The 25,049-nt window shown below is 61.0% G+C and carries 20 protein-coding genes and 1 tRNA gene; 8 read left to right on the top strand and 13 right to left on the bottom strand.

Annotation, left to right across the window (positions count from 1 at the left end; genetic code table 11):
• Nucleotides 1-1,541, top strand: a 1,541-nt coding sequence (locus tag Q0L62_RS03865; RefSeq protein ID WP_296676667.1) for a 3'-5' exonuclease, incomplete at its 5' end; no start/stop codon positions are given.
• Between the two features lie 51 nt (nt 1,542-1,592).
• Here Q0L62_RS03865 and Q0L62_RS03860 read toward each other — a convergent pair.
• Nucleotides 1,593-2,984 carry a DEAD/DEAH box helicase gene (locus Q0L62_RS03860; protein ID WP_296676664.1) on the bottom strand — a complete coding sequence of 464 codons (1,392 nt, stop codon included), beginning with the start codon at nt 2,982-2,984 and terminating at the stop codon, nt 1,593-1,595.
• A gap of 141 nt (nt 2,985-3,125) precedes the next feature.
• Complete coding sequence (locus Q0L62_RS03855; RefSeq protein WP_296676661.1) at nt 3,126-3,824, bottom strand: hypothetical protein; 699 nt, start codon at nt 3,822-3,824, stop codon at nt 3,126-3,128.
• A 13-nt stretch (nt 3,825-3,837) separates the two neighbouring features.
• Between Q0L62_RS03855 and Q0L62_RS03850 the strand changes: the two genes are divergently transcribed.
• Together Q0L62_RS03850 and Q0L62_RS03845 are read left to right on the top strand one after the other, a co-directional pair.
• Nucleotides 3,838-5,295 (top strand): FAD-binding oxidoreductase, encoded by a 1,458-nt coding sequence (locus Q0L62_RS03850; protein WP_296676656.1) that lies wholly within the window; start codon nt 3,838-3,840, stop codon nt 5,293-5,295.
• A 63-nt stretch (nt 5,296-5,358) separates the two neighbouring features.
• Entirely contained in the window at nt 5,359-6,132 is a 774-nt protein-coding gene (locus Q0L62_RS03845; RefSeq protein ID WP_296676653.1) for a SapC family protein, read from the top strand.
• 226 nt (nt 6,133-6,358) lie between these two features.
• Here the strand turns inward: Q0L62_RS03845 and Q0L62_RS03840 are convergent, their stop codons facing one another.
• Complete coding sequence (locus Q0L62_RS03840; protein WP_296676650.1) at nt 6,359-7,312, bottom strand: N-formylglutamate amidohydrolase; 954 nt, start codon at nt 7,310-7,312, stop codon at nt 6,359-6,361.
• A gap of 147 nt (nt 7,313-7,459) precedes the next feature.
• Here Q0L62_RS03840 and cpdR point away from each other — a divergent pair, with 147 nt between their 5' ends.
• Complete coding sequence (gene cpdR, locus Q0L62_RS03835; protein WP_296676648.1) at nt 7,460-7,834, top strand: cell cycle two-component system response regulator CpdR; 375 nt, start codon at nt 7,460-7,462, stop codon at nt 7,832-7,834.
• Between the two features lie 79 nt (nt 7,835-7,913).
• Nucleotides 7,914-7,988 (top strand) — tRNA-Val (locus Q0L62_RS03830).
• 58 nt (nt 7,989-8,046) lie between these two features.
• On the opposite strand, the gene Q0L62_RS03825 is transcribed toward Q0L62_RS03830, so the two are convergent.
• Nucleotides 8,047-8,814 carry a crotonase/enoyl-CoA hydratase family protein gene (locus tag Q0L62_RS03825; RefSeq protein ID WP_296676645.1) on the bottom strand — a complete coding sequence of 256 codons (768 nt, stop codon included), beginning with the start codon at nt 8,812-8,814 and terminating at the stop codon, nt 8,047-8,049.
• A gap of 132 nt (nt 8,815-8,946) precedes the next feature.
• Between Q0L62_RS03825 and Q0L62_RS03820 the strand changes: the two genes are divergently transcribed.
• Nucleotides 8,947-10,170 carry an NADP-dependent isocitrate dehydrogenase gene (locus Q0L62_RS03820; protein WP_296676643.1) on the top strand — a complete coding sequence of 408 codons (1,224 nt, stop codon included), beginning with the start codon at nt 8,947-8,949 and terminating at the stop codon, nt 10,168-10,170.
• A 108-nt stretch (nt 10,171-10,278) separates the two neighbouring features.
• Complete coding sequence (locus Q0L62_RS03815) at nt 10,279-12,090, top strand: cation:proton antiporter (RefSeq protein ID WP_296676639.1); 1,812 nt, start codon at nt 10,279-10,281, stop codon at nt 12,088-12,090.
• A 9-nt stretch (nt 12,091-12,099) separates the two neighbouring features.
• Here the strand turns inward: Q0L62_RS03815 and alaS are convergent, their stop codons facing one another.
• Together alaS and Q0L62_RS03805 are read right to left on the bottom strand one after the other, a co-directional pair.
• Entirely contained in the window at nt 12,100-14,745 is a 2,646-nt protein-coding gene (gene alaS / locus Q0L62_RS03810) for an alanine--tRNA ligase (protein ID WP_296676636.1), read from the bottom strand.
• 54 nt (nt 14,746-14,799) lie between these two features.
• Nucleotides 14,800-15,615: a class I SAM-dependent methyltransferase gene (locus Q0L62_RS03805; protein ID WP_296676635.1), complete on the bottom strand. Its 816-nt coding sequence runs from the start codon at nt 15,613-15,615 to the stop codon at nt 14,800-14,802.
• Nucleotides 15,616-15,778: 163 nt separating this feature from the next.
• Here Q0L62_RS03805 and Q0L62_RS03800 point away from each other — a divergent pair, with 163 nt between their 5' ends.
• Nucleotides 15,779-17,851: an elongation factor G gene (locus tag Q0L62_RS03800; RefSeq protein WP_296676632.1), complete on the top strand. Its 2,073-nt coding sequence runs from the start codon at nt 15,779-15,781 to the stop codon at nt 17,849-17,851.
• Nucleotides 17,852-17,872: 21 nt separating this feature from the next.
• Here the strand turns inward: Q0L62_RS03800 and Q0L62_RS03795 are convergent, their stop codons facing one another.
• The 7 genes from Q0L62_RS03795 to smpB all read right to left on the bottom strand — a co-directional run bounded on the left by Q0L62_RS03795 (nt 17,873) and on the right by smpB (nt 25,035).
• On the bottom strand, nt 17,873-18,493 hold the full coding sequence (locus tag Q0L62_RS03795; RefSeq protein ID WP_296676630.1) for a glutathione S-transferase family protein: 621 nt from the start codon (nt 18,491-18,493) through the stop codon (nt 17,873-17,875).
• Between the two features lie 199 nt (nt 18,494-18,692).
• The gene (recA, locus tag Q0L62_RS03790; RefSeq protein ID WP_296676627.1) at nt 18,693-19,760 is read right to left on the bottom strand and encodes a recombinase RecA; all 1,068 of its coding nucleotides are present in this window, start codon (nt 19,758-19,760) and stop codon (nt 18,693-18,695) included.
• Between the two features lie 95 nt (nt 19,761-19,855).
• Nucleotides 19,856-20,965: an acyltransferase gene (locus tag Q0L62_RS03785; protein WP_296676624.1), complete on the bottom strand. Its 1,110-nt coding sequence runs from the start codon at nt 20,963-20,965 to the stop codon at nt 19,856-19,858.
• Between the two features lie 50 nt (nt 20,966-21,015).
• Nucleotides 21,016-23,436 carry a response regulator gene (locus Q0L62_RS03780; protein ID WP_296676696.1) on the bottom strand — a complete coding sequence of 807 codons (2,421 nt, stop codon included), beginning with the start codon at nt 23,434-23,436 and terminating at the stop codon, nt 21,016-21,018.
• A 14-nt stretch (nt 23,437-23,450) separates the two neighbouring features.
• Nucleotides 23,451-24,011, bottom strand: coding sequence for a DUF2062 domain-containing protein (locus Q0L62_RS03775; protein WP_296676622.1), 561 nt, complete (start codon nt 24,009-24,011; stop codon nt 23,451-23,453).
• Nucleotides 24,008-24,556, bottom strand: coding sequence for a DUF2062 domain-containing protein (locus Q0L62_RS03770; protein WP_296676619.1), 549 nt, complete (start codon nt 24,554-24,556; stop codon nt 24,008-24,010). The genes Q0L62_RS03775 and Q0L62_RS03770 overlap by 4 nt, the downstream gene beginning before the upstream one ends.
• Nucleotides 24,553-25,035 carry an SsrA-binding protein SmpB gene (gene smpB / locus Q0L62_RS03765; protein WP_296676616.1) on the bottom strand — a complete coding sequence of 161 codons (483 nt, stop codon included), beginning with the start codon at nt 25,033-25,035 and terminating at the stop codon, nt 24,553-24,555. Before smpB ends, Q0L62_RS03770 begins: the two co-directional genes overlap by 4 nt.
• Nucleotides 25,036-25,049: the final 14 nt, after the last annotated feature.

The raw sequence follows: 25,049 nt of genomic DNA, 5'->3' as shown, positions 1-25,049 counted from the left end.
GCAACATCTGCGTCGTAGGCGATGACGACCAGTCGATCTATTCATGGCGCGGCGCAGAAGTGGCCAATATCCTGCGCTTTGAAAAGGATTTTCCTGGCGCCAAGGTTATCAAGCTGGAGCAAAATTATCGCTCCACGCCCGATATTCTTGCTGCCGCTTCAGGGTTGATCGATGCCAACAGCCAGCGGCTTGGCAAGACCTTGTGGACGCAGCGCAACGGCGGCGACAAGGTTCGCGTCATCGGAGTCTGGGATGGCCCCGAAGAAGCCCGGCGTATCGGCGAGGAAGCCGAGCGGCTGGAACGCGAAGGCGCCAGTCTGGCCCAGGTTGCGATCCTGGTCCGCGCCCAGTTCCAGACCCGCGAGTTCGAGGACCGCTTCATTGCGATCGGCTTGCCCTACAAGATCGTCGGCGGCTTTCGCTTTTATGAGCGCGCCGAAATCCGCGATGCACTGGCCTATCTGCGGCTAATAACCCAGCCCAGCGACGACCTGGCATTCGAACGGATCTTCAACACCCCCAAACGCGGCCTGGGCGACAAGACGCTTGAGAAAATACACCGCCATGCGCGCGCTGGCGGCGTGCCGTTGAGCCTGGCAGCGTTCGAGATTACCGACACGGACGAGCTGCCTGCGCGCGCGCGCAACACGCTATACGGCTTGATGCGCGATGTCGGCCGGTGGCGCGATGCGGCCAAGACGCTGTCCCCTGCCGAGCTTGCCCGAACGGTGCTGGAGGAAAGCGGTTACACCGCCGCCCTGCAAAACGAAAAGAGCGCGGAGAGCGCCGGACGGCTGGAGAACTTGGCCGAACTTGCCCGCGCCATGGAAGAATATGAAACCCTCGGCGATTTTCTGGAACATGTCAGCCTGGTGATGGACAACGACGCCAATGACAGCGCCGAAAAGCTGACGATCATGACTATCCACGCCGCCAAGGGGTTGGAGTTTGACAATTTGTTTCTGCCCGGATGGGAGGAAGGCGTGTTCCCCAGCCAGCGCGCGCTGGACGAAGGCGGCCTTGCCGCGCTGGAAGAAGAACGCCGCCTGGCTTATGTCGCGATTACGCGCGCGCGCAAACGCTGCACTATCATCCATGCCGCCAACCGGCGAATCTATGGCCAATGGACCAGCTCGATCCCCAGCCGCTTCATTGCGGAACTTCCCGCCGCCCATGTCGAACAGGAAACCACCCTGTCAGGCGGTGCATCGCTGTGGCGGGCGCAATGGTCAGAGGCGACTGACCCCTTTGCTCACGTAGCTGCGGCGCAGCCATCGCGCACCTTGACTCGCGGGCCTGGCTGGCAACGTGCCGCCGCCCGCGAATACGATGCCGTGCCCAAGCGGATTGCCGAATCGACCCGCTCCGCCGCAAGCTTCGCTGCGAAACCGCGCGGCGACGTTGCGCTGGGTGCGCGGGTGTTCCACGAAAAGTTCGGCTACGGCACGGTGACCGCGCAGGAAGGCAACAAACTCGAAATTGATTTCGAATCTGCCGGACCCAAACGCGTCATTGACAGCTTCGTTAAGGTTGCGGACTAGGCCCCGCTCCATTTTTGGCAAAAGCCTCAAATAAGAAGGTCTTAGCTAGGATCAATCCGCCGAAAAACCCAGGAAATTGGGCACCGGACCGTTCCATTCGCCCGGCTTGCTCGGCGCTTCGGCGGATTCGCTGCGGCGCTGACGGCTTTCGCGGCGCGGTTCAGCGCGAGGGGCACGTTCTTCGCGCTCTGCCCGGACGGTCCGTTCTTGACGCGGCGCACGTTGTTCGCGTGGCGCACGTTCAGCTTGTTCAGCCCGCTCGCGCCGCGGCTTGTCTTCGCGCGGGGCTCGCTCTGCACGGCTGGAGCGCTCAGGCTTCGGATCGCCCTCGACCTCAAACACCGCCAGCTTGCCGCCGGTCAGTTTCTCGACATTCTCGATCGCTTCGGCGTCTTCGGGCGCGATCAGGGTGAAGGCCCGGCCAGTTGCGCCAGCGCGGCCGGTGCGGCCGACGCGGTGGACATAGTCATCGGGGTGCCACGGCGTGTCAAAGTTGAACACGTGGCTGACACCTTTCACATCCAGCCCTCGCGCTGCAACGTCGGAGCAGCACAGGATGTTGATAGAGCCGTCCTTGAACCGGTCCAGTTCGGCAACACGCGCCGACTGATCCATGTCGCCATGAATCTCGCCCGCAGAAAACCCATGCTGCTTCAGGCTTTTCGCCAGCTCGCGCACAGTTGTCTTGCGGTTGCAGAAGATCATCGCAGTGACGACGTTGTCGGTGCGCAACAGTGTGCGCAGCACGTCGCGCTTCACCCGTGACGAAGCGACCGGAACCTTGAACTGGGCGATCTGGGTATTGGTCGACGCGGGCCGCGCGACTTCGATATACTTGGGATTGCTGAGGAACTTGTCCGAAAGCTTCTTGATCGGCGGCGGCATGGTCGCGCTGAATAGCAGGGTCTGGCGGCTGGCCGGGAGCTTGGAACAGATCGTTTCGATATCGGGGATGAAGCCCATGTCGAGCATCCGGTCCGCTTCGTCGATCACCAGCAGGTCACAGCCGGTTAAAAGGATCTTGCCGCGTTCGAACAAGTCCATCAGGCGGCCCGGCGTAGCAATCAAGACATCGACGCCTTCGTTCAATGCCTTGACCTGATCACCCATCTGGACGCCGCCGATCAGCAGCGCCATCTTGAGATCGTGGTTTTTGCCATAGGCTTCGAAGTTTTCGGCGACCTGGGCGGCAAGCTCGCGGGTCGGCTCCAAAATCAGGCTGCGCGGCATCATCGCGCGCCGCCGACCGTGGGCCAAAATATCGATCATCGGCAGAACAAAGCTGGCGGTCTTGCCTGTTCCGGTCTGCGCAATGGCGATAAGATCGCGCATCATCAGGACGGAGGGGATGGCTTGTGCCTGGATGGGGGTGGGCGTGTCGTAACCCTTGGCGATGACCGCTTCGAGCAATTCGTCAGACAGGCCGATATCGGCAAATTTCATAAGCTGTGTGCTATTTCCGGAAAAATACATGCTGTGCGCCCCGTCCCCCGGGTCAGGTCGCCGCTTCGCCCGGTTGGTCAAACCCATCGCGAAGCTGGCGCGCCCTAGGCCGAAACCCGGCGCAAAGTCAAGGATTGAGGCTTAGTTGCCCAGTTCGATGATCTGGCGAAATCCAGTCACAGTGCAATTGGTGCCGTTACGGGCAAGCAATTGGTCCCGCCCCTGGCAAATCATGCCATCGGCATTCTTGGCTACCAGAAAGCCTGAATAATAGGCCTGCGCCTGGCACGACTTTGATAAAGTTGCGCTAACCGTTCGGCGATCCTTCATGATCATGATAAGCCGGTTGCCGCCGGTCGGCTGCACACCAAGAATGCCCGTCATGGGTACGCACTTGCCCATTTTCTTTTCCGAATAGCGGGGCATTCCAGGCTGCGGGGCGAAATCCTCGGCAAACATAGACGGCATGATCGGGGCCGGACGCGGGGCAATGCGGATAGTCACGCGCTCTTCGATCCGCACCTGCTGTGCGCCCGCCGGGCGAAAGTATTCCGCCAGGGCGCGCAAGCTTTCCCCCGTGGCGCGTGAAACCGGCGCGGCGGGAACGGCAAGCTCGGCGGAATCGGCGGGCACCTCCACCGACGCTGGAGTATTGCGCGCTTCTTCGACCGCCACCGCAGCCGGCAGCATCAGCGCCAGTGGCGCGATCATGTTGAAAAACGCGTTCATTGCCCCCGCGTAGATAGTCGACAGTCTTGAACCACCGCTTAACCTGCCGCGCTGACCGCGCAACCCCTTGACCCCAAGCAGCGCATTGGAACTGGCGCTCCCCTGTGTCATATCCACAATCGCAATGACCGAAACAGGCACCCCTCCCTTGCTCGATGAACTTTCCGCCATCCTGGGGCCGCGCGGGCTTGATCGCGATCCTGACACGGTCGGGCCGTGGCTGACTGACTGGCGCGGCCGCTACACCGGGCGGGCGCTGGGCTTGGCTGCTCCGGCATCGACTGATGAACTGGCGCGCGTTGTCAAGGCATGCCGCCGCGCCGGAGTGCCAATCGTGCCGCAGGGCGGCAACAGCGGCATGTCGGGCGGGGCGACGCCGGACACTAGCGGTTCGGCGCTGCTGCTCACCACGCGGCGGATGAACGCGATCCGCAGTATCGATGCCGAAACACGGCAGGCGGTGTGCGAAGCTGGCGTCGTGCTGCAAAGCCTGCACGACGCAGCTGCGAACAAAGCGCTGCGGTTTCCCCTCACTTTAGGAGGCAAGGGATCGGCAACAATCGGCGGTCTTATTTCGACCAACGCCGGCGGTACGCAAGTGCTGCGTCACGGGGTAATGCGGGCGCAGGTGCTTGGCCTGGAGGCTGTTTTGCCTGATGGTCAGGTGTTCAATGCGCTGACTCCGCTGCGCAAGGATAACCGCGGCTTTGACCTCAAACAGCTGTTTATCGGATCGGAAGGCACGCTGGGGATCGTGACAGCGGCCACGCTGAGGCTGGTGCCCGCGCTGGCCGACCGCGTAGTCGTGTGGGCCGGCCTGAGATCAATTCATGATGCCCGGTCGTTGCTGCTTTATTGCGAAGCGGTTTTAGGCGATGCAGTGGAAGGTTTCGAAGTTCTACCCAGGGTTTGTCTGCAGTCAGTCCTGGCCTACTTGCCCGACGCCCGTTCGCCGCTGACGGGTGAACATCCCTGGCACGCCTTGATCGAAGTTGTCGCAGACAGCAGCAGTGCGGCCGAAACGCTGCGCGATCGGGTCGAGCAGGCTCTCGCTGCAGCCTTTGAGCAGGGCCTTGTCGAAGATGCGGTTTTGTCGGCCAGCGAAGCCCAGGCCGAAACGTTCTGGACCCTGCGCGATTCAATTTCGCCCGCGGAACGAGCTCGCGGCCCTGCCATGCAGCACGATATCTCGGTGCCGGTAGCACGTATGCCTGCCTTCATCGAAGAAGCCGGCGCTGAAGTAGAAGCGGCCTGGCCCGGAACAGAAGTGATGGGATTTGGTCACTTGGGCGATGGCAACATCCATTTTCACGTTGCCGCTCCGCACGGAACAGAGCGCGCGGCATGGGAGGCGGGTGACGGCAAGGCTATCAACCGCATGGTTCACGATCTGGTTACGGCCTGGGGGGGGTCGATCTCGGCGGAACACGGCATCGGACAATCGAAGCGGGACGAATTGGCGCGCCTGTACGATCCGGTTGCCCTGGATTTGATGCGCCGGATCAAGGCCGCCCTTGATCCCGCAGAAGGGCTCAACCCAGGCAAACTTGTCACCCTTGCACCTGCAGCCAGCAAGGCCTAAAGGCCCGGTTTCGCCCCGGGCCTGCCCGGAAGTGCCAAGTTCGAATTGATTGGAGAGTTTTCGATGGCCAGCGCGCCGCAAGCCGCCAACCTGCCGCTGTTCTATAACGACCTGATGCCGCTGAACAGCCGCGATCATGGTACCTGGAAAAGCCGCAACACTGATCAGGCTAAGTGGCTGATAGGGCAGCATGCCATTCCGCTGACCGCGGAAGAGTTCGTCCACGCATCGCGCAATTTTCCGGTCGTGTTTTCAGTTGGTGAACCTTCCGTGCCGCTCGCGCTGATGGGCCTGAACGAAGGTGTGAACACTTTCATCGACGATGACGGCCGCCCGACGCAGCAGGTATACATCCCGGCTTATGCGCGCCGATATCCGTTCATGCTGGCCAAGCTCACCCCTGAAACCGAAGAACTCTCGCTCTGCTTCGATCCGTCCACTGATCTGGTTGGAGAGTTCGATGAAGGAGTCGCGTTGTTCGACAATGGCGAACCGACAGAAAGCTGCAAGGCGACTCTCGATTTCTGCCGCAACTTCGAAGAAGCCGGTTTCCGTACCCAGACATTCGTGGAAGAGCTGGTCAAGCATGACTTGCTGATGGACGGCGAAGTGGCGATCCAGCAGGCCGGCAACGACCAGCCATTCGTTTATCGCGGCTTTAAGATGGTCAACCAAGAAAAGCTTCGTGAACTGCGCGGCGATGTGCTGCGTCAGTGGAACCAGAATGGCATGCTCGGGCTAATTTTTGCCCACGTGTTCAGCCTTGAACTGATGAGCGAGCTGTTCAGTCGTCAGGTCCAGCAGGGCAAGGGTCCGGTTCCGGTGCCGGCGGCCTGATTCGCAACGTGAATTGGCATCCGCGGCAAGGAATTTTGCCGCGGATTTTCGCCAGTTCATTCGTATGCACTGGCACGGGGCTTGTCAGCCCTGGGCTTCCGCCCTATCTTCGTGATTGTCTTGTCGGTGCTTCCCTCATGGCCCGGCCGGACATTGGTGCACTTTGTGCACCTCCTCCCTGAACCTTGGCCACCTCGTGCATCTGCACGAGGTGGTTTTTTATGGGCTATTCTGCGGCGTCGGCCCAGCCATGATCCTGAACTGACCGGCCAAGATCAGCAACCTGCGCGGCAAGCGTCGTCACCAGCCCGCTAAGCAGGACGACCATCGCATTAAAGCCAGGCCCGGGTTCGGTCAGGTCGCCATCGAGATAGCTGCTGCGGTCGACTTCAAGCTGCAAGGCATGGATGCCGTCATCAACCCCAGCATGACGGTCCAGCACATAGCCACCCGCATAGGGCCGGTTATGTGCAGCAGGTCTGCGGTTCTGGGCAAAATAACCAAAGGCCGAAGCAACCAGAGTGCCGTGGCAAGATGTGCCGAACCGGTCACCGATCACAAACTCGCTTGGCGGATGCGGCCCGCGCAAGCCAAGTGGCGGCATCGAATGCAGATCGACCAGCAGCGCAGCGCCCCACCGTCCCCGAAGGTCTCCAAGCTCACGCGCCAACCTGTCGTGATAAGGGGTATGGATCATCGCTATACGTTGCGTCAAATCCCCATGCGCGTGGCGCCGCTTCCAGATTTCGCCAAGTCCATGAATACGCCTGGGAATCAGACCAAGTCCGCTGCGCGCCCTGGGTCCGATTTTAGGCGCAGCGCGTTCGCCTCGCCTGGGCTCGAACATGTCCCAATCGACATCATCGCTAGCCCGGTTGAGGTCGATCATTGCGCGCGGCGCACGGGCTACAAGCAGTGCAGCGCCGGTCGCCTTGGCAACAGCTTCACCCAACAGGTCGGCATACCGGTCTTCAAGCCTCAGCGCGGCGGACCGCGGATGACGCATCCGGTCGGTCAGGCTGGGTGGATAAGCCCGGCCGGCGTGGGGCACGGCAATCAATACCGGAAGCGCGGAAGGCGAAGTCGACATGACCGTAAAAGCGGCCTCACCCGGCAGACCCGGAATAGACCCGAGTTCGTCAGCCTGCATTTCGCGTCCGTCGCTACTCATGTCTGCCATAGTCACCTTGCTGACCGCTATTGCCTGTTATGTCAAAGCCGCGAGGGCAAAAAACGGGCGAGATTGTTAACCGGTAGGGTGTATAGCAATCTGCGAGTCACGGCCCACGCCGAGGCGCTGAACAACCAGTGGTGGAAACCAGTTGCAATGATCCGCATTCTGCTTGCCGAAGACGAAGAAGCGATGCGCACGTACCTCGCCCGCGCGCTACAGAACGCCGGATACGAAGTGATCGCGGTTGATCGCGGCACGGCCGCTTTACCCTTGCTGGAAATGGGCGATTTTGATCTTCTTCTGTCAGACATTGTAATGCCCGAAATGGATGGCATCGAACTGGCCCAGCGTTGTGCAGAAATCAGCCCGCGCACCAAGGTGATGTTCATCACGGGATTTGCCGCCGTCACCCTGAAAGCCAGCCGTGAGGCACCGCAGGCTAAGGTGCTGTCCAAGCCGTTCCACCTGCGCGACCTGGTTTTGGAAGTCGAACGCATTTTTGGCCAGCAGGCCCACGCAACCATCTAGCCCTTGCCAAGGGGAATGACCCCGGCTAATGGCGCTCCCCTGTCCGGGGCGACGGCCTCGGGCAGACCATGAATGGTGCGGGCGTATAGCTCAGTGGTAGAGCACTATGTTGACATCGTAGGGGTCGCAAGTTCAATCCTTGCTACGCCCACCATTCGCCAAAAAAGCCCCGGTTTCCCGGGGCTTTTTTGTTGTTTGCCGGATGCGCCGGGTCATTTCCCCTGCCAATTAGGTTTGCGTTTTTCAGCAAAGGCGAGTGACCCTTCACGGGCATCGGCGCTGACGAAGACCGGAGCTATGTAGCTGGCCTGCTTCTGCCACATTTCCTCGTCCGTCCAGCTGTGCGAGTCCCGGATAATTGCCTTGGACGCAATTAAAGCCAGCGGGCCGTTGGCCGCCACCGCCGCGGCCAGCATCATTGCACCCTCAATCGCTGGTCCTTCGGTTATGCGGTTGACGAAACCAAGATCATAGGCCCGCGCCGCATCGATAAAATCACCGGTCAACGCCAGTTCCATCGCAATGCGCGGGGGAATCTGCCGGGGCAACTTGATCAGCCCTCCTGCCGCCGCAGCAAGGCCGCGCTTCGCTTCGGGAATGCCGAACTTCGACGATGAACTGGCAACGATCAGGTCGCAACTTAGCGCCAGTTCCATGCCGCCTGCCAATGCGTAACCATCGACCGCTGCGATCACCGGCTTCTTTGGCGTCCATTCAGTAAGCCCACCGAAACCGCGCCCTTCGATGCTGGGCCGCTCGCCGCGCAGGAAGCCTTTCAAGTCCATGCCGGAACAAAACGTTCCGCCGGCACCGGTCAAAATTGCACAGCGAAGATCGTCTTCTGCGTCCAGCCGGTCCATCGCCGCCGCGATGCCTTCTGCCTGCGCCTTGTTCATTGCGTTCTTGGCCTCGGGCCGATTCATCGTGACGATCAGCACACCATCTTCGACTGTGGTCTGGACTGGGTTATCATCGCTCATGTCATTGATCCTCTCGACTGGCGTTTAACCGAACGATTAAAGCGCTGTGACGGGCACGTCCAGCCCTTACTTGCGCGGCGCAGTTGCTCTGCTAAGGAAATCCAAACCTCCCCGGGGAAGACGGACACGCGCATGACCAAGATCAAGGTAAAAAATCCTGTCGTCGAAATGGACGGCGATGAAATGACCCGCATCATTTGGCAGTGGATTCGCGAACGGCTGATCTTGCCCTACCTCGACATCGATCTGAAATACTATGATCTGAGCGTCGAAAAGCGCGATGAAACCAACGACAAGATCACCGTCGATTCAGCCAACGCAATCAAGGAATTCGGCGTCGGCGTAAAGTGCGCGACCATCACCCCCGACGAAGCCCGGGTTGAGGAGTTCAGTCTCAAAAAGATGTGGAAGTCGCCCAACGGCACCATCCGCAACATTTTGGGCGGAGTGGTCTTCCGCGAACCGATCGTTATGCAAAACGTGCCGCGCCTGATCCCCGGCTGGACCGATCCGATTGTCGTCGGGCGCCATGCCTTTGGCGATCAATACAAGGCGACCGATTTCCTCGTTCCCGGCCCCGGCAAGCTCCGCCTGGTGTGGGACGGTGATAACGGCCAGAAGATCGACGAGGAAGTGTTTCAGTTTCCGTCACCCGGTGTCGCGCTGGCGATGTACAATCTCGACGATTCGATCCGAGACTTTGCCCGTGCCAGTCTCAATTACGGCATCGGCCGCCAATGGCCGGTCTACCTTTCGACCAAGAACACAATTCTCAAGGCTTATGACGGGCGCTTCAAGGATCTGTTCCAGGAAGTGTTCGAAGGCGAAGGCTTCAAACAAAAATTCGATGAACTGGGGATCGTCTACGAACACCGCCTGATTGATGACATGGTCGCATCGGCGCTGAAATGGTCCGGCAAGTTCATCTGGGCCTGCAAGAATTATGACGGGGATGTCCAGTCGGACCAGGTCGCTCAGGGCTTTGGCTCGCTCGGCCTGATGACCTCGGTGTTGATGACACCGGACGGCAAGACGGTTGAGGCTGAGGCGGCGCACGGCACCGTCACTCGCCACTACCGCCAGCACCAGCAGGGCAAGCAGACAAGTACCAACCCGATCGCCAGCATATTCGCGTGGACCCGCGGGCTGATCTATCGCGGCAAGTTCGATGATACGCCGGATGTGACGCGCTTTGCCGAAACGCTCGAAAAGGTCTGCATCGACACCGTCGAAGGCGGCCAGATGACCAAGGATCTGGCAATCCTGATCGGCCCGGACCAACCGTGGCTGACTACCGAAGGCTTTTTCGAAGCTATCGTACAGAACCTTGATAAGGAAATGGGCAACTGGAAGTAAGTTTCAGGCGCATTCCTATTACGATTTAGCGGCGGTCCGGGCATCCTGACCGCCGTTTTCGCAAGCGGGGCCGTGACAAGCAGGGCCGCAATGCCATAGGGCTGAGCCATGGCTGGCAGCGAACCTCTTGTCTCCACATCGGTACTGTCCGACGCGCTCGTAATCCTGGGCGCGGCGGGAATTGTCATTCCGCTGTTTGCGCGGTTTCGCATCACACCAGTAATCGGATTTATTCTGGTAGGCCTTCTGGTCGGGCCGTCCGGCCTTGGCGGGTTTGTTTCGCAAATCCCTTGGCTGGGTTATGTCACGATCAGCGACATCCACCGGCTTGAGCCGTTCGCCGAGTTCGGGATCATCATGCTGCTGTTCACCGTCGGCTTGGAACTATCGTTCGGCCGGCTGTGGGACATGCGCAGACAGGTTTTTGGACTGGGTGCGCTCGAACTGATCGGCTGCGCCCTCTTGATCGGGCTCGGACTGCTGGTGCTGGGCAATTCGGCGCCGACTTCGCTTGCATTGGGGCTGGCCCTTGCGCTTTCATCGACAGCACTGGTTCTGCGTATCGTCGATCCCCAGCGCCCGGTTGGCAAAGCGGCGCTGTCGATGCTGCTGTTTGAGGATATCGCCCTCATTCCGATCATCTTCTTGCTCGGCGCAATGGGACGGGGCAGCGAATCGCAAACCACCGGCGAACTGGTTACCGTCCTCACCAACGGCGCATTGGTCATTATCGTGCTGCTGGTAGCGGGCCGATTTCTTTTTCCGCGTCTTTTTGCGCAGGCAGCGCGGACCAAAAGTCCGGAGCTGTTTCTCGCCGCAAGTCTGCTGGTCGTCATCGTCGCCTCGGGGGCAACGGGCGCTGTCGGCCTGTCACCGATAGTGGGTGCGCTGATCGCCGGCCTGCTGATCGCCGAGACTGAATATCATGAAGAGGTCGAAGGCATGACAAAGCCCTTCGAAGGTCTTGCGCTGGGCGTGTTCCTGATCACCGTTGGAATGGGCCTCAATCTTGGTTTCCTGTTCGACAACGCAGGAACCATTTTGCTTGCCACGACCGCGATACTGGTAACCAAGGCCGTCGTCACCGGCGTTCTGCTTCGGATGATGGGCGCCAGACGGGGTACTTCGGCGGAGGCAGGCATCCTGATGGCTAGCCCGTCGGAGACGACACTGATTGTGCTGGGGGCAGCAATCAGCGCGCGGCTGATCTCTGCAGAGGCTGCTCAATTCTGGCAGATCGTAACCGCGCTGGGCATGACAATCACTCCAATTCTGGCTTGGCTAGGGCGCCGTCTCGCGCGCAGGGTTGATCGCGGCGCCAAGTTTGAAGCGATGGATGGCGAAGAAGTTCGAACTGTCATCATCGGTTTCGACCGCGTTGGTCGGCTGATCGCCGACATGCTGCGCCGCCACGACAAGCCGTTTGTAGCGATCGACCTTGATAGTGACCGCGTCATCCAGGGCCAGAACGATGGCTGGCCAGTGGTCTTCGGCGATGCCACCCGCGATGCCATGCTGGACAAGTTGGGGATCAAGCAGGCCAGCGCAGTGGTTCTGACCATGGACGAGCCGGTTTTGGCGCAGCGGCTGGTGAAGCGCCTGCGAAGCCGCTTTCCTGGCCTGCCGATAATCGCTCGCGCCAGGGATGCACGGCATGCTGCTGTATTGTACCGTGCGGGCGCAACCACGGCGGTTCCGCAAACACTGGAAAGCAGCCTACAACTAAGCGAAGCAGTACTGGTTGACGTGGGCGTGCCGATGGGCCCGGTCATCGCCAGCATCCATGAAAAGCGCGATGAATACCGCGCGCTGATCAAGGAAGCGGGCGCATTGGCCGAAAAACCCCGTTTGCGCAGTTCATCATTACGTGGGCGCGGTCCCACTGGAGATGGCGACCCTGGACCTGAGCCTGCGGAATAAGTGTGCCGATCAGGCTGTCAGCGCAGCCTTGACTGCCGCAATGGCTTCGGCAGCCTTTGCACCGTCCGGTCCGCCGCCTTGCGCCATATCCGCGCGTCCGCCTCCGCCCTTGCCGCCAAGCGCTTCGACCCCGGCGCGGACCAGCTCGACCGCGCTGACACTGCCGGTCAAGTCATCGGTGACGGCCGCAGCAATGCTTGCCCGGCCATCGTTGACCGCAACAATCGTTGCCACGCCCGAACCCAGCCGCGCCTTGGCCTGATCAAGCAGCCCGCGCAGATCTTTGGGATCGAGCCCCTCAAGCACTTGGCCGCTGAACTTGACCCCGCCAATATTTTCATCGGCCGCTTCGGCACTGGGACCGCCGCCGCCCAATGCAAGCGCCTTCTTCGCTTCAGCCAGCTCACGTTCCAGCTTGCGACGTTCGTCCAGCAGCGCAGCAACGCGCGCTTCTACATCATCCGGCGTGGTCTTCAGAAGACTTGCCGCGTTTTTGAGCGCATCTTCACGGTGGATCAGCCATTGCCGCGCGCCCTCACCAGTCAACGCCTCTATCCGGCGCACGCCCGAACTGACTGCGCTTTCCGATACAATTCGGAACACCCCGATATCGCCCAGCGCGCGCACGTGGGTACCGCCGCACAATTCAACCGAGTAATGCTTTTCCGCGGCGCGGCCCATCGACAGTACACGGACTTCATCGCCGTACTTTTCGCCGAACAGCGCCATTGCCCCGGCCGCGATGGCATCGTCCGGGCTCATCAACCGGGTTGATACCGGCTCGTTGGCGCGCACTTCGGCGTTAACTTCAGCCTCGATTGCCGCGATGTCATCCGGTGTCAGCGCGGTTGGTTGCGAAAAGTCGAAACGCAGGCGGTCGGGTGCAACAAGGCTGCCCTTCTGCGTCACGTGCCCGCCCAGCCGGTTGCGTAGCGCTGCGTGGAGAAGATGGGTAGCCGAATGGTTGGCGCGGATCGCATCGCGGCGCGCGGTGTCGATTTCCAGCTTTACCATGTCACCTATCGCGATTGCTCCGGCCTCAACGACCGCGTTGTGAGCATGCAGCCGGCCCAGCGGCTTGGCCGTATCGCTGACCGTCAGTTTCAAACCGCCAGGTCCGGTGATCGTGCCGGCATCGCCCATCTGACCGCCGCTCTCACCATAGAAGGGCGTTTGATTGACTATCACGCTGACCCGTTGGCCGGCGCCAGCGCTTTGCACTTCCGTACCATCTCGGACCAGGGCGACGACCTGCGCCTCGGCGCTTGATGCACTGTAACCGGTAAACTCGGTCGCGCCGACGCGCTCAGCTATGTCGAACCACACCTCGCCATCGGCAGCCTGCCCGCTGCCTTTCCAGGCTGCCCGGGCGGCAGCCTTCTGTTGGGCCATGGCGGCATCATAACCTTCGCGATCAATCCCGATCCCGCGTGACCGCAATGCGTCTTCGGTCAGATCATAGGGGAAGCCATAGGTATCATAAAGCTTGAACGCAGTTTCGCCCGGCAACTCGCCGCCGTCACCCAAGCCTGCGGTCGCTTCATCCAGCAGCTTGAGTCCGTTAGCCAGGGTGCGCCGGAACTGCATTTCCTCGCGCTGAAGCGTCTCCTCGATCAGCGGCTGAGCGCGGCCCAATTCGGGATAAGCCTGGCCCATTTCGGTGATCAGTGCAGGCACCAGACGGTGCATCAAGGGGTCCTTGGCGCCCAGCAGGTGAGCATGGCGCATCGCCCGACGCATGATCCGGCGCAGCACATAACCGCGACCTTCATTGGACGGCAGCACCCCGTCAGCCAGAAGGAAGCTGGTAGATCGCAGATGATCAGCGATAACGCGATGGCTGGCCTTGCTCTCGCCCTCGGCCTTCACCCCGGTCAGGCCTTCGGACGCCGCAATCAGCGCCTTGAACGTATCGGTGTCATAGTTGTCATGGACGCCTTGCATGACAGCCGAAATGCGTTCCAGCCCCATACCCGTATCGATGCTGGGCTTGGGCAGATCGCCAGTGATCTCGCCTGCAGTCTGCTCGAACTGCATGAAAACCAAGTTCCAGATTTCGATGAATCGGTCGCCGTCTTCATCGGGTGATCCCGGAGGACCGCCCCAGATATGATCACCGTGGTCATAAAAAATCTCGCTGCACGGACCGCATGGTCCATCGTCACCCATCGCCCAGAAGTTGTCCTTCGTGGGGATGCGGATGATGCGGTCGGCAGATAGGCCGGCAATCTTTTGCCACAAGGAAAAGGCCTCATCATCGGTGTGATACACCGTGACGAGCAGCTTGTCCTTGGCCAGGCCCCAGTCGCGCGTCAGCAGGGTCCAGGCGTGGGTGATAGCCTGTTCCTTGAAGTAGTCGCCAAAGCTGAAATTGCCCAACATCTCGAAGAACGTGTGATGCCGCGCGGTATAGCCGACATTGTCCAGATCATTGTGCTTGCCCCCGGCGCGCACGCACTTCTGGCTGCTGGTGGCACGCGGAAAATCGCTGGTCTCAAGTCCGGTGAAGACGTTCTTGAACGGCACCATGCCGGCGTTGACGAACATCAACGTCGGATCGTTATAGGGCACCAGCGGCGCGGAAGGCACCACCTCGTGCCCAGTCTGCCCGAAGTAATCCAGGAAGGAGCGGCGGATGTCGTTCGTCGAAGTCATAGCAGCCGCCGATAGGGCAGCCGCGAAACTGCGGCAAGCGGTTCGATGCGCGCTCTAGTAGCGGGCCGAAACAATCCATGCCGCCGCGCTGAAAGCGATCATGTCCCCGCTGCGGTGTTCTTCCAGCCAATCACGGAGCCAACCTTCAGCACGGGTACGTTCATCGCCTTCCAGCGCGCTGAGTGCCCGGGCGGCAGGACCGATTTGGCGGAAGAACGCCAGCGCATCGGCCACTGGATCATCACCCATACCGGCGATGTAGGCGAAATTGACCGCCTCGAATTGCGGATCGCGCCATCCGGCATCAGTCAGGATAGCGCTGACGTGCTTGGGATCGGCAAAAGCAAAGGGGCCAGGTGCGGCCGGATCTTCAGCAGATTCGACGCCTAGCAAGGCGGCCGCCTCGGATGCCCAGGGGTTTTCGGAAGGTGATCGAAAACACGAAAAGACCAGCTGTGCGCCAGGTGCACTCAGATCATGCAAGTTGGCGAACGCGGCCGCCGGTTCATCGAAAAACATGACCCCGTGGCGTGACGCGATCAAATCTGGGGCGAAATCCTCTGGTGTCCAACTCCCGGCATCGGCCAAAACGAAATTGGCGTTGCCAGTCAATTCGCTACGTTCGGTTGCCACCGAGACAAGGTCAGGCGACACATCTACTCCAATTACTTCGGAGCCGGGGCGGTGCCTCGCAATTGCCAGTGCCAGTTCGCCGGCCCCGCAACCGACATCAAGCACGCGGTTTGCCCCGCGCTCGGCGATCCGTTCCAAGAGCCGGTCGGTCAAGCCGGCAAAGGCGCGGTCGGTCAAGCGGTAATTGTCCGCCCAGCTGCGACCCACGCGGGCCTGCCATTCGATCCCCGATGTCATGGCCGCAGGCTAGGTCGCGCGCGGGTGCGGCACAAGACCCAAATAGCGGAAACAGATTCCGCTTGCGACTCAGCAGCGACAGGCAGAGCATCGCCATAGTCCTTGCGCGACCGAGTGCAGAGGAAAAGCGCCCGGCGCGTCTTCGTAGAAAAGGAGGCGAATGATGGGCAACACCCAGAATGGAACACCCGGCGGCAGAGCAGTTACCCGTGCGGTCGCCTTGGTCGGGCCGGCCGGCACGGGCAAAACCAGCCTGGCCGAAGCGCTGCTGTTCACCAGTGGCGCTATTAACCGGCAAGGCAGCGTCGAAAGCGGTAATACCGTCGGCGATGCCAGCCCTGAAGCCCGTGCGCGCGGCAGCTCTACCGAAATCAACCTATCTCATTTCGACTATCTGGGTGACCGTTTTGCCGTGATCGACATGCCCGGCGGTACCGGATTTGCTGCCGATGGCCTTGCCGCGCTGCAGTCGGCCGATATCGCCATCGTCGTCGTCGATCCGGCTCCTGAGCGCGCCATGCTGGTCGAACCGGTACTGCGGCGGCTGGACGATCTGGACGTGCCCCACGCCATATTCATCAACAAGATCGACCATGCCCGCGCTGGCGCGGTGCGCGATCTGATCGCCCAGTTACAGCCGCTCAGCCGCGAGCCAGTGGCCTTGCGGCAATTTCCGATCCGCACCCTCGACGCGCAGGGCGGCGAAGCCGTGACCGGCTATGTCGACCTGGCGCTCGAGCGGGCGTACCGCTACCGTCCCGGTAAGCAGAGCGAGCGGATCGCCATGCCTGAAGCCATTGCGGAACGCGAACAGGCGGAGCGCAACCACTTGCTTGAAACGCTGGCCGATTTTGACGATACGCTTCTTGAGACCTTGCTGATGGAGGAAACCCCAGATCAGGCGCTGGTGCTGGCAGATCTGGCTGCCGACACCGCCGGAAACAAAGTGGTTCCGGTCCTGCTCGGCTCAGCACTCAGCGGAGGCGGGATGCACCGTATGCTCAAGCTGCTGCGGCACGAAGCGCCCGCTCCCGATGCCGCCGCGCAGCGTGTGGGTGTCGAGGCCGGCGGTGCATTGCATGTATTCAAGATTGCGAATGGTGGCGCAATGGGCCGGCTCGCGCTGGGGCGCGTGCTTGGCACAGGCCTTGACGAGGGCGACGAACTGATCACCGGCGTCGATGAAGAGCGCGCCGGATCCCTGTTCTTTGTCCAGGGAGAGAAAACAGCAAAGCAAATGGTTGCCCAGACTGGGGACATCATCGCCGTGGCCAAGGTCGAAACCGCGCGCAGTGGCATGGTGCTGGGGCGTAAAGGCGCGCGCTGCAGCAACGTCAGGAGCATCGATTATCCTGCACGCAACGCGGCGCTTGCGATCCGCACCCGCGACCGCAAGGACGACGTCAAACTGTCAACCGCTTTGCACCGCTTGTGCGAAGAAGACCCGGCACTGGAATGGACACAGGACGATGCAAGCCACGAGACCGTATTGCGCGGAATAAACGATGATCATTTGGCGGTAGTCATCGGCCGCTTGCAGCGCCGCTATGGCGTTGCCGTTGACACCAAGCCGCCCCGAATTGCCTACCGCGAATCGATCCGCAAAAGCGCCACCCAGCGGGGTCGGCACAAGAAGCAATCAGGCGGACACGGTCAGTACGGTGATTGCGTTATCTCGATCCGCCCTTTGCCGCGCGGCGAAGGTTTCCGCTTTGTCGACCGGATCAGCGGAGGGGTCATACCCAAGCAGTGGATTCCAGCAGTAGAACTGGGAGTGCGCGATGCGATGGAAAAAGGCCCATTGGGCTTCCCGGTGGTCGATGTGGAGGTGACGCTGACCGACGGTTCTTTTCATTCGGTCGACAGCTCGGAGTTGGCCTTCCGCATCGCCGGACGCACTGCAATGGGCGATGCCTTGGCGCAGGCCTCGCCCTATTTGCTCGAACCGATGGTTAAGGTCGCCGTTGACACACCGATGGGGAGCGGATCGCGCGCAGGTTCGGTACTTTCGGCGCGGCGCGGGCAGATACTAGGGCTATCGCCGCACCCAGACTGGGCGCGGTGGGAGCGGGTTGAGGCACTGTTGCCCGAAAGCGGACTAGACGGCCTTGATGCCGAACTTCGCTCGATGAGCCAGGGCCTGGCCAGCTTCACCGCCAAGTTCGACCATCTCGCCGAACTTGGCGGAAAGCATGCAGACGAAGTGGTCAAAGCAAGGACGACTGAGATCGCCTGATCGGTCAGTTAATCGGCTGGTTCAGAAGCCGTAGTACGCTCCGCCTTTTTCCCGGGCGCGTTGCCAGGCTGGCAGAGCGTGAACGCGTGTGACGAAGTCTGCAAGCTTGGGATAGGTGCTGCCAGCGCCCTGCATGACGGCGATTTCGGCAGGGAAGCTGAGCATGACGTCGGCCCCTGTCCAGTCATCCCCGACAAAGTGACCAGAGGATCGCAATTCATTTTCCATATAGGCAAAATGGCTTTGCAGCTGTTCGTCGATCCGCGGCCGCAGCGGCGCCGCACTGTCCCCAAGACGAGAGGTGTAGAGCTGGAGGAGGATCGGAGTCATCGCGGAGCCTTCGGCAAAGTGCATGAATTGCAAATGGCGCAAGGCATCAGTGGCGGCTGGGGCGAAACGTCCCTTGCCGTAGGAATCGATCAGATGCTGCACGATCGCGGCAGATTCCTGGATCACCACGCTGTCATCCTCAAGCAGCGGTGACTTGCCCAGTGGATGAATGGCCTTGAGGTCCTCCGGTGCCAGATTAGTCACCGGATCGCGTTGGTAGTGGCGAATCTCGTACGGCAGGCTGAGCTCTTCGAGCAGCCACAGCACGCGCTGCGAGCGGCTGTTGTTAAGATGGTGGACGATCAGGCTCATTGCGGCTCTCTCCTGGGTAGAATGCCTAAAGTGGCGGCGAAGCACCCTGCCCGCAATGAAAAACCGGCGCGGTGCCCATCGGGGCAGCCGCGCCGGCCTGTTTCATGGAGAGCACCCGTTTCTGGGCTAGGGGACGAAAGCGGCTGCTCTCCGTTCAACTCCGGCCAAGCGGAAGGGGCAGGCCGGAAGTTCTGGGCAATCAGATATCGTCGTCCGCGTCCGGACCCGTCATCATCTCACCCGACAGACCTTCGGTCTGGCCGCGGATCGCAGCCTCCAGCCGGTCGCAGATTTGTGGATTTTCCTTGAGGTAAGTCTTGGCGTTTTCACGGCCCTGTCCAATTCGGATCGAATCGTATGAGAACCATGCACCGGATTTCTCGACAATCCCGGCCTTAACTCCGAGGTCGAGGATTTCGCCAATCTTGGAAATTCCTTCGCCGTACATGATGTCGAACTCAACCTGCTTGAACGGCGGAGCAACCTTGTTCTTGACCACTTTGACTCGCGTCGCGTTGCCGACGATATCGTCCCTGTCCTTGATCTGGCCAGTGCGGCGAATGTCGAGCCGGACCGATGCATAGAACTTGAGAGCGTTGCCGCCAGTGGTGGTTTCCGGATTGCCGTACATCACGCCGATTTTCATGCGCAGCTGGTTGATGAAGATCACCATGCAGCGCGAACGGCTGATCGAACCGGTCAGCTTGCGCAAGGACTGGCTCATCAAACGGGCTTGGAGACCGACGTGGCTATCGCCCATTTCGCCTTCGATTTCGGCGCGGGGGACCAGTGCGGCAACCGAATCGACCACCAGCACATCGACCGCATTGGACCGGACCAGGGTATCTGTAATTTCCAGCGCCTGTTCACCAGTGTCGGGCTGCGAGACGATCAGTTCATCAATATTGACGCCCAGCTTCTTGGCATAAACCGGATCAAGCGCGTGTTCCGCGTCGATAAAAGCAGCGGTGCCGCCGCCCTTCTGTGCTTCAGCAATAACGTGGAGGGCCAGGGTGGTCTTGCCCGAGCTTTCCGGCCCGTAGACTTCGATCACGCGGCCGCGTGGCAGTCCGCCGATACCAAGCGCGATGTCGAGCCCAAGTGAACCGGTGGAGATCGCTTCAACCTCCATCGCTTCCTTCGAGCCAAGCTTCATCGCGCTGCCCTTGCCAAATGCGCGGTCGATCTGCGCCAGCGCCGCTTCGAGCGCCTTCTGACGGTCCATTGTTTCCTTACCTTCCTGAATCAGCTTGAGCTGTGCAGCCATGATACGTCCCCTTGCCTAACCAGCCGACCCTGGAGGTCAACTGAAGTCGGTGTACCTAATTTGTTCTGATAGAACAAGGGGGGAACAACTATTTTTCAGGAAACCGCTGAAATGGCGGTTTCCTTGGAATTGTCATAGCGTTCGATCAGGCTTCGGGCCAGCCGGTTGGCCGGTTGTTCCACACATATCCACGTAAGGCGCGCAAAAGCATAAAGCACTGCAACTTCGGCCGCAAACAGCGGAACCAATGCGGCTTCTTGAAGCCACGGCGTTCCGGCCATGGCCTTAAGCAGCCAGGCCGACGGGCGCCAGACCAGCGCGAAATGGATAATGTAGAGGCTGAAGCTGACCTTGCCGATCGCGGCCAGCCAGCCACCTTCGCGAGGATCTGCACGCAGGGCATTGCCAAGGGCAACGGCGCCCAAACCGGCCAGTGCGGGAATGAACCCGTAGAATGGACGCTGTTCCAACCCGAGAATCAGCAAACACGCCACAGCTACGACACACGCCAGCGCCCAGTCGCGCCTGGCGTTAATCCCGAGCCCACCCCGCGAGACGGCAAAAAACCAAGCCATGCCGCATGCAAAAACCGGGGCCTGGTTGATGATTGCGCCATAGGCGAACCCATTGTTGGGCAGCCATGCACCAAAATGAAGGCGGAACAACATCTGCCAACTTATTGCCAAAGCGAAGCTGATAGCGAGAAACGCGCAAAGCGCCTTCACCCCCCAACGATTCCAAGCTGTACTCAGCGTCGGGAACAGTGCTGGGAACAGAAGGTAGAACAACATCTCGGTGCCGATGGTCCAGCCGCCAGGAACGACGTTATTGTTGGCCGCCGGAACCAGACCGTGAACGAACACCAGGTTGGCGACGATATTGCCGGGTGTATAGGGCGCCCCTTCCCCGCTAATGGTGAACATCCAGGCATAAAACGCGATACCCAGATAATAGAGCGGCGCAATGCGGAAATAGCGGCGGATATAGAAATTGAGCACCGGGTGCGCCTCTTCCCGGCGCTGATTGGCAGACAGGCAAAGGGTATAGGCCGAAGCAACGAAGAAAACCTGCACCCCGATCTGGCCGAGTTCGCCCCAATCACGGATCACCGGCGAGGCAAAGACCTGCAGATAGTGCATGGCCATCACCAGCAGGATCGCGATCCCGCGCATGCGATCGACAAAGGCCAGCTTGCGCGAATCCATGACGCGCGCGGCGAAGCAGGTTTGCGCGCGGGGCGCAAGCGCTGCGTGGATCAGGCCCGCCCGTCCCCCTTCGCCGCGGAGAGCACCGCGCCAACCTTGTCGCCGATTTGCTGGACCGAAAAAGGCTTGGGCAGGAAGTGGACTCCGCCGGCGATATCGATCTGCTTGCGGAGCTGTTCTTCGGCATATCCGGACATGAACAGCACCGGCAGGTCGGGACGCAATTTGCGCACTTCGCGGGCCATGGTTGGACCGTCCATGGCCGGCATGACGACATCGGACACGATCAGGTCAAACTCGGCACCGCCTTCAACAATTTCGAGACCTTCGTCCCCGTCACTGGCGGTTGTCACCGTGTAGCCAGCGCGGGTCAACGCCCGTTCGGCAACCGCGCGAACCATATCTTCGTCCTCAACCAGCAAAATCCGTCCGCCGCCCGACCAGGTCGATTGCTCAACAATGGGCGCAGCTATTGGCGCGGCCATTTCCTCGGCACTTGGATGGTGCACCGGCAGGTAGACAGAAAAGCGCGTACCTTTGCCGCGCTCACTATCGGCAAAGATGAACCCGCCCGACTGCTTGACGATGCCGTAAACGGTCGACAGGCCAAGGCCGGTGCCCTTGCCGGTTTCCTTGGTCGTAAAAAAGGGTTCGAAAATCTTGCCAAGATGGTCGGCGGGGATCCCGGTCCCACTGTCTTCAACCACCAGCAATGTGTAGTCCACAGGCGGCATGATAGCGGTGCGCATTGCACGTACATCGGCGGCAGAAAAACGGCGTGTAGCGATAGTCAGCTTGCCGCCGCTGTCGCCCTTGGCTTGAATCGCGTCGCGGGCATTTACCGCCAGATTGACAATAACCTGTTCTAGCTGCGTTGGATCGGCCCGGACGGCTCCCAGATCGCGGTCGTGCGTGACAACCAGCTTTATTTTTTCCCCGATCAGCCGTTTCAAAAGATGTGACACGTCGCTGACCACGTCGGGCAATTGCATGACTTCAGGACGCAGAGTTTGCTGACGGCTGAAAGCCAGGAGTTGGCGCGTAAGACTGGCGGCACGGTTGGAATTAGCGCGGATCTGCTGGATGTCGTCGTAATCGCTATCACCGGGCGTATGGCGCAGCAGCATCAGATCGCAAGTCCCCAGGATGGCGGTAAGAACATTGTTGAAATCATGCGCTACCCCGCCAGCCAGCTGTCCCACAGCCTGCATCTTGGTCGCCTGTGCCACTTGGCGTTTAAGCCGGGTTTCTTCGGTGCTATCGATCAAGCCCAGCAGGACAGCGGCTTCACCAAGACCGCGCACGCCAGCGAGACTGAGCGATACGGGCTCTTCCGCCATGCCTTTTAGCCGCACGGCGATATCGCCGCTGCTGGCAGGGCCTTGGGCAAAGCGTCGGATCGCGTCGGACAGGGGCCCTTTGTCCTCCTGCACTACCAGATCGGTTGGATAGGTGGGCGGGGTGTCGGACTCTCGCCCCACCGCCCGCATGAAGGCAGGGTTGGCAAACAACATGCGCCCGTCCCGATCAACCATCGCCAGGCCCAATGGGAGAGATCCAATCAACGCTTCAAGATGCGGGACTGCCGCGGTGCCTTCACCGCCGCCCCCGCCAAGGCCGGAGCCGCTATCTACCAGCAACATCAGTGACGGGGTGACATTGTAATCGGGTTCGACCGCTGCGTCGGGATCGGCGACGGGAAGGTAATACATGGTGATGGCCGCCCCGCGCAGGCCGTCTCGCGCCCAATTGAGGCGGTCCTGATCGTCCTGACGGAGCAGCGCAGTAAAGTCCTGCCCGGTCAGCAAGGCAGCTGCTTCACCCGTGGCCCGCTGGGCAAAACCGGCACTGTGGGCGCGGATCTTTCCATCTGGATCGACGATTGCCGCTGCTATTCCGGCCTGAGACAGGGCGCGGCCAAGTTTGCCGTCCAGGTGCGGGACGAGCTCGGCGACCAGATCGGTGCCGGCCAAAGCTGCAATGGTCCACACAAGATAGTCGTCCCCGCGCCCGGCGCGCACCACGGCGGCGCGCCACCGCCCGCCATCGCCTTCGATCAGGTCGGCGCTGGCCTTGCCATCGCGCCAGGCTGAGCGGCCGGCTTTGGCCAGTCGTTCGAGCGAAGGGTTGTCGAGCGGCAAGCGCGGCGGGGCATGCGCTATGCCAAACCAGCGCTCGTAATGGGCGTTGGCGCAGACCAGGCGGCCGGCCCGATCGGTGATCGCAACGGCGCAATCCGTAGCGTTTATGGCTGCCACGGTGACAGACCAGTCGGGCAGCTCGGTCTCGGTAGCGGCGGCGACCGGTTTAGGGCGGCCGACCGTCCAGACCATGACCGCCAGGGCAGCAAGGCCAGCGGCAAAGCCAGCCACAGCCGGCACTTGCCGCGTGGCGAACCAGACCAGACCCAGGCTGAAGGCCGCAGCCAGCGCCACGACCAGCTGGTCGCCCAGTCCGCGCGGCGCTGCCATACCTGCCGGGCGGCTCAACCTGCCGGCTCCTCGATCCGGGCGCGGACAAGCCGGGCGCGGCGCTTGCGCGCGACCATCATCCGCCAGACCAGTCCTGCGGCGAGATAACCCACCGACGCCACCACCGTCGCCAGTACGAACAGCCCGAACGCAGTTTCCAGCCCCGCCCCGGTCAGGTTCTGCAGCAGGTGGTCGGTCTGGGTATGCTGCATCGTCTCGCTGATCGGGGCGACCCCGGTCAGCCGGTCAAGGTGCAGCAGCGTCTTGCCGATTTCGTAGGCGGCGGGAAAGATAAGCACCCAGGTTGCCGGATTGCTGGTGAAAGTGGTGGCAATGGCAACCGGCACATTGGCCCTGACGAACACTGCGGTCAGCGCGGCAACCAGGCTGTGCGCAAACGGGATGAGGATGCCGATAAACAGGCCAAGGGCAATTCCGCGCGGCACCGAACGGCGGTTAAAGCGCCACAGATCGGACCGCAGCACGCGGTGCGCAAAGGGTTTGACATAGCGGTTCGTTTCAAGCTGTTCACGCGTCGGCACACGCTCGCGCAGCCAGGTGATGACTGCGCTCATCGGGCGCGGGCCCGGCGCTGCGCGGTCCTGCGCTTGGTACCGACCCACCAGCGCCAGATTACACCAGAGGCGATATACCCCAGCGCAGCCGATACCAGTGAGACAACGATCAGGCCCAGCGCCAGCGACTTGCCTTCAGATGTCAGCCATTCGATCGCGCTCCACATGTCGGTCAGGGCAAACAGGCGGTCGAGCGCCCCGCCCGCCTGATTGTCGATGTGCAGCAGCATGTTGCCCAACTGGTAAGACGCTGCCCAGATCAGCGGCGTGGTGAACGGATTGGTGACAAAGGTTGTCACAGCCGCAATCGGCACGTTCGCGCGGATCGGAAGGCTGAGAATGGCGGCAAAGATGATCTGCGCGAACGGCAGCAGGATACCGACCAGCAACCCCAGCGCCACTGCGCGAGGGACTGAGCGGCGGGTAAAACGCCACAGTTCGGACCGCAGCACCGCCTTGGGAATCAACCGGCTGCGCCCCATCTGTTCGCGCGTCGGCATGTTGCGCTGGCCCCAGGCATGGATGCGTGATGTCAGCCGGCTCATTTATGGTCCCGCATGATGCGTGCCTGTTCGCGTTTCCAGTCGCGTTCCTTGATCGTCGCGCGTTTGTCGGCCGTGTTCTTGCCCTTGGCCAGGGCAAGCTCGACCTTGGCGCGGCCCCTGCCGTTGAAATAGACCGAAAGCGGGACCAGCGTCATGCCCTTGCGTTCGACCGCCCCGGTAAAGCGATCAACCTCGCGCGCGTGGAGCAGCAGCTTGCGCGGCCTTTTGGGTTCGTGGTTATAGCGGTTGCCGTGGCTGAACTCGGGCACATTGGAATTGATCAGCCAGACCTCACCGTTTTTCACCTCAGCATAGGATTCCGCGATCGAACCTTCGCCAAAGCGCAGGCTTTTTACCTCGGTCCCGGTCAGGGCAATCCCGGCCTCGACCGTATCCTCGATATAATAATCAAACCGCGCGCGCCGGTTTTCGGCGACGACTTTGATCTTGTCGAACTGGGCAGAAGCAGGACGGGCCATGGTCAGGCGGCATG

Origin of the sequence: Novosphingobium sp. (assembly GCF_024642085.1) — a bacterium.
Classification (GTDB): Bacteria; Pseudomonadota; Alphaproteobacteria; order Sphingomonadales; family Sphingomonadaceae; genus Novosphingobium.
Note: the sequence above shows the minus strand (reverse complement) of the source record. Positions and strands in the feature narration are given on the sequence as shown.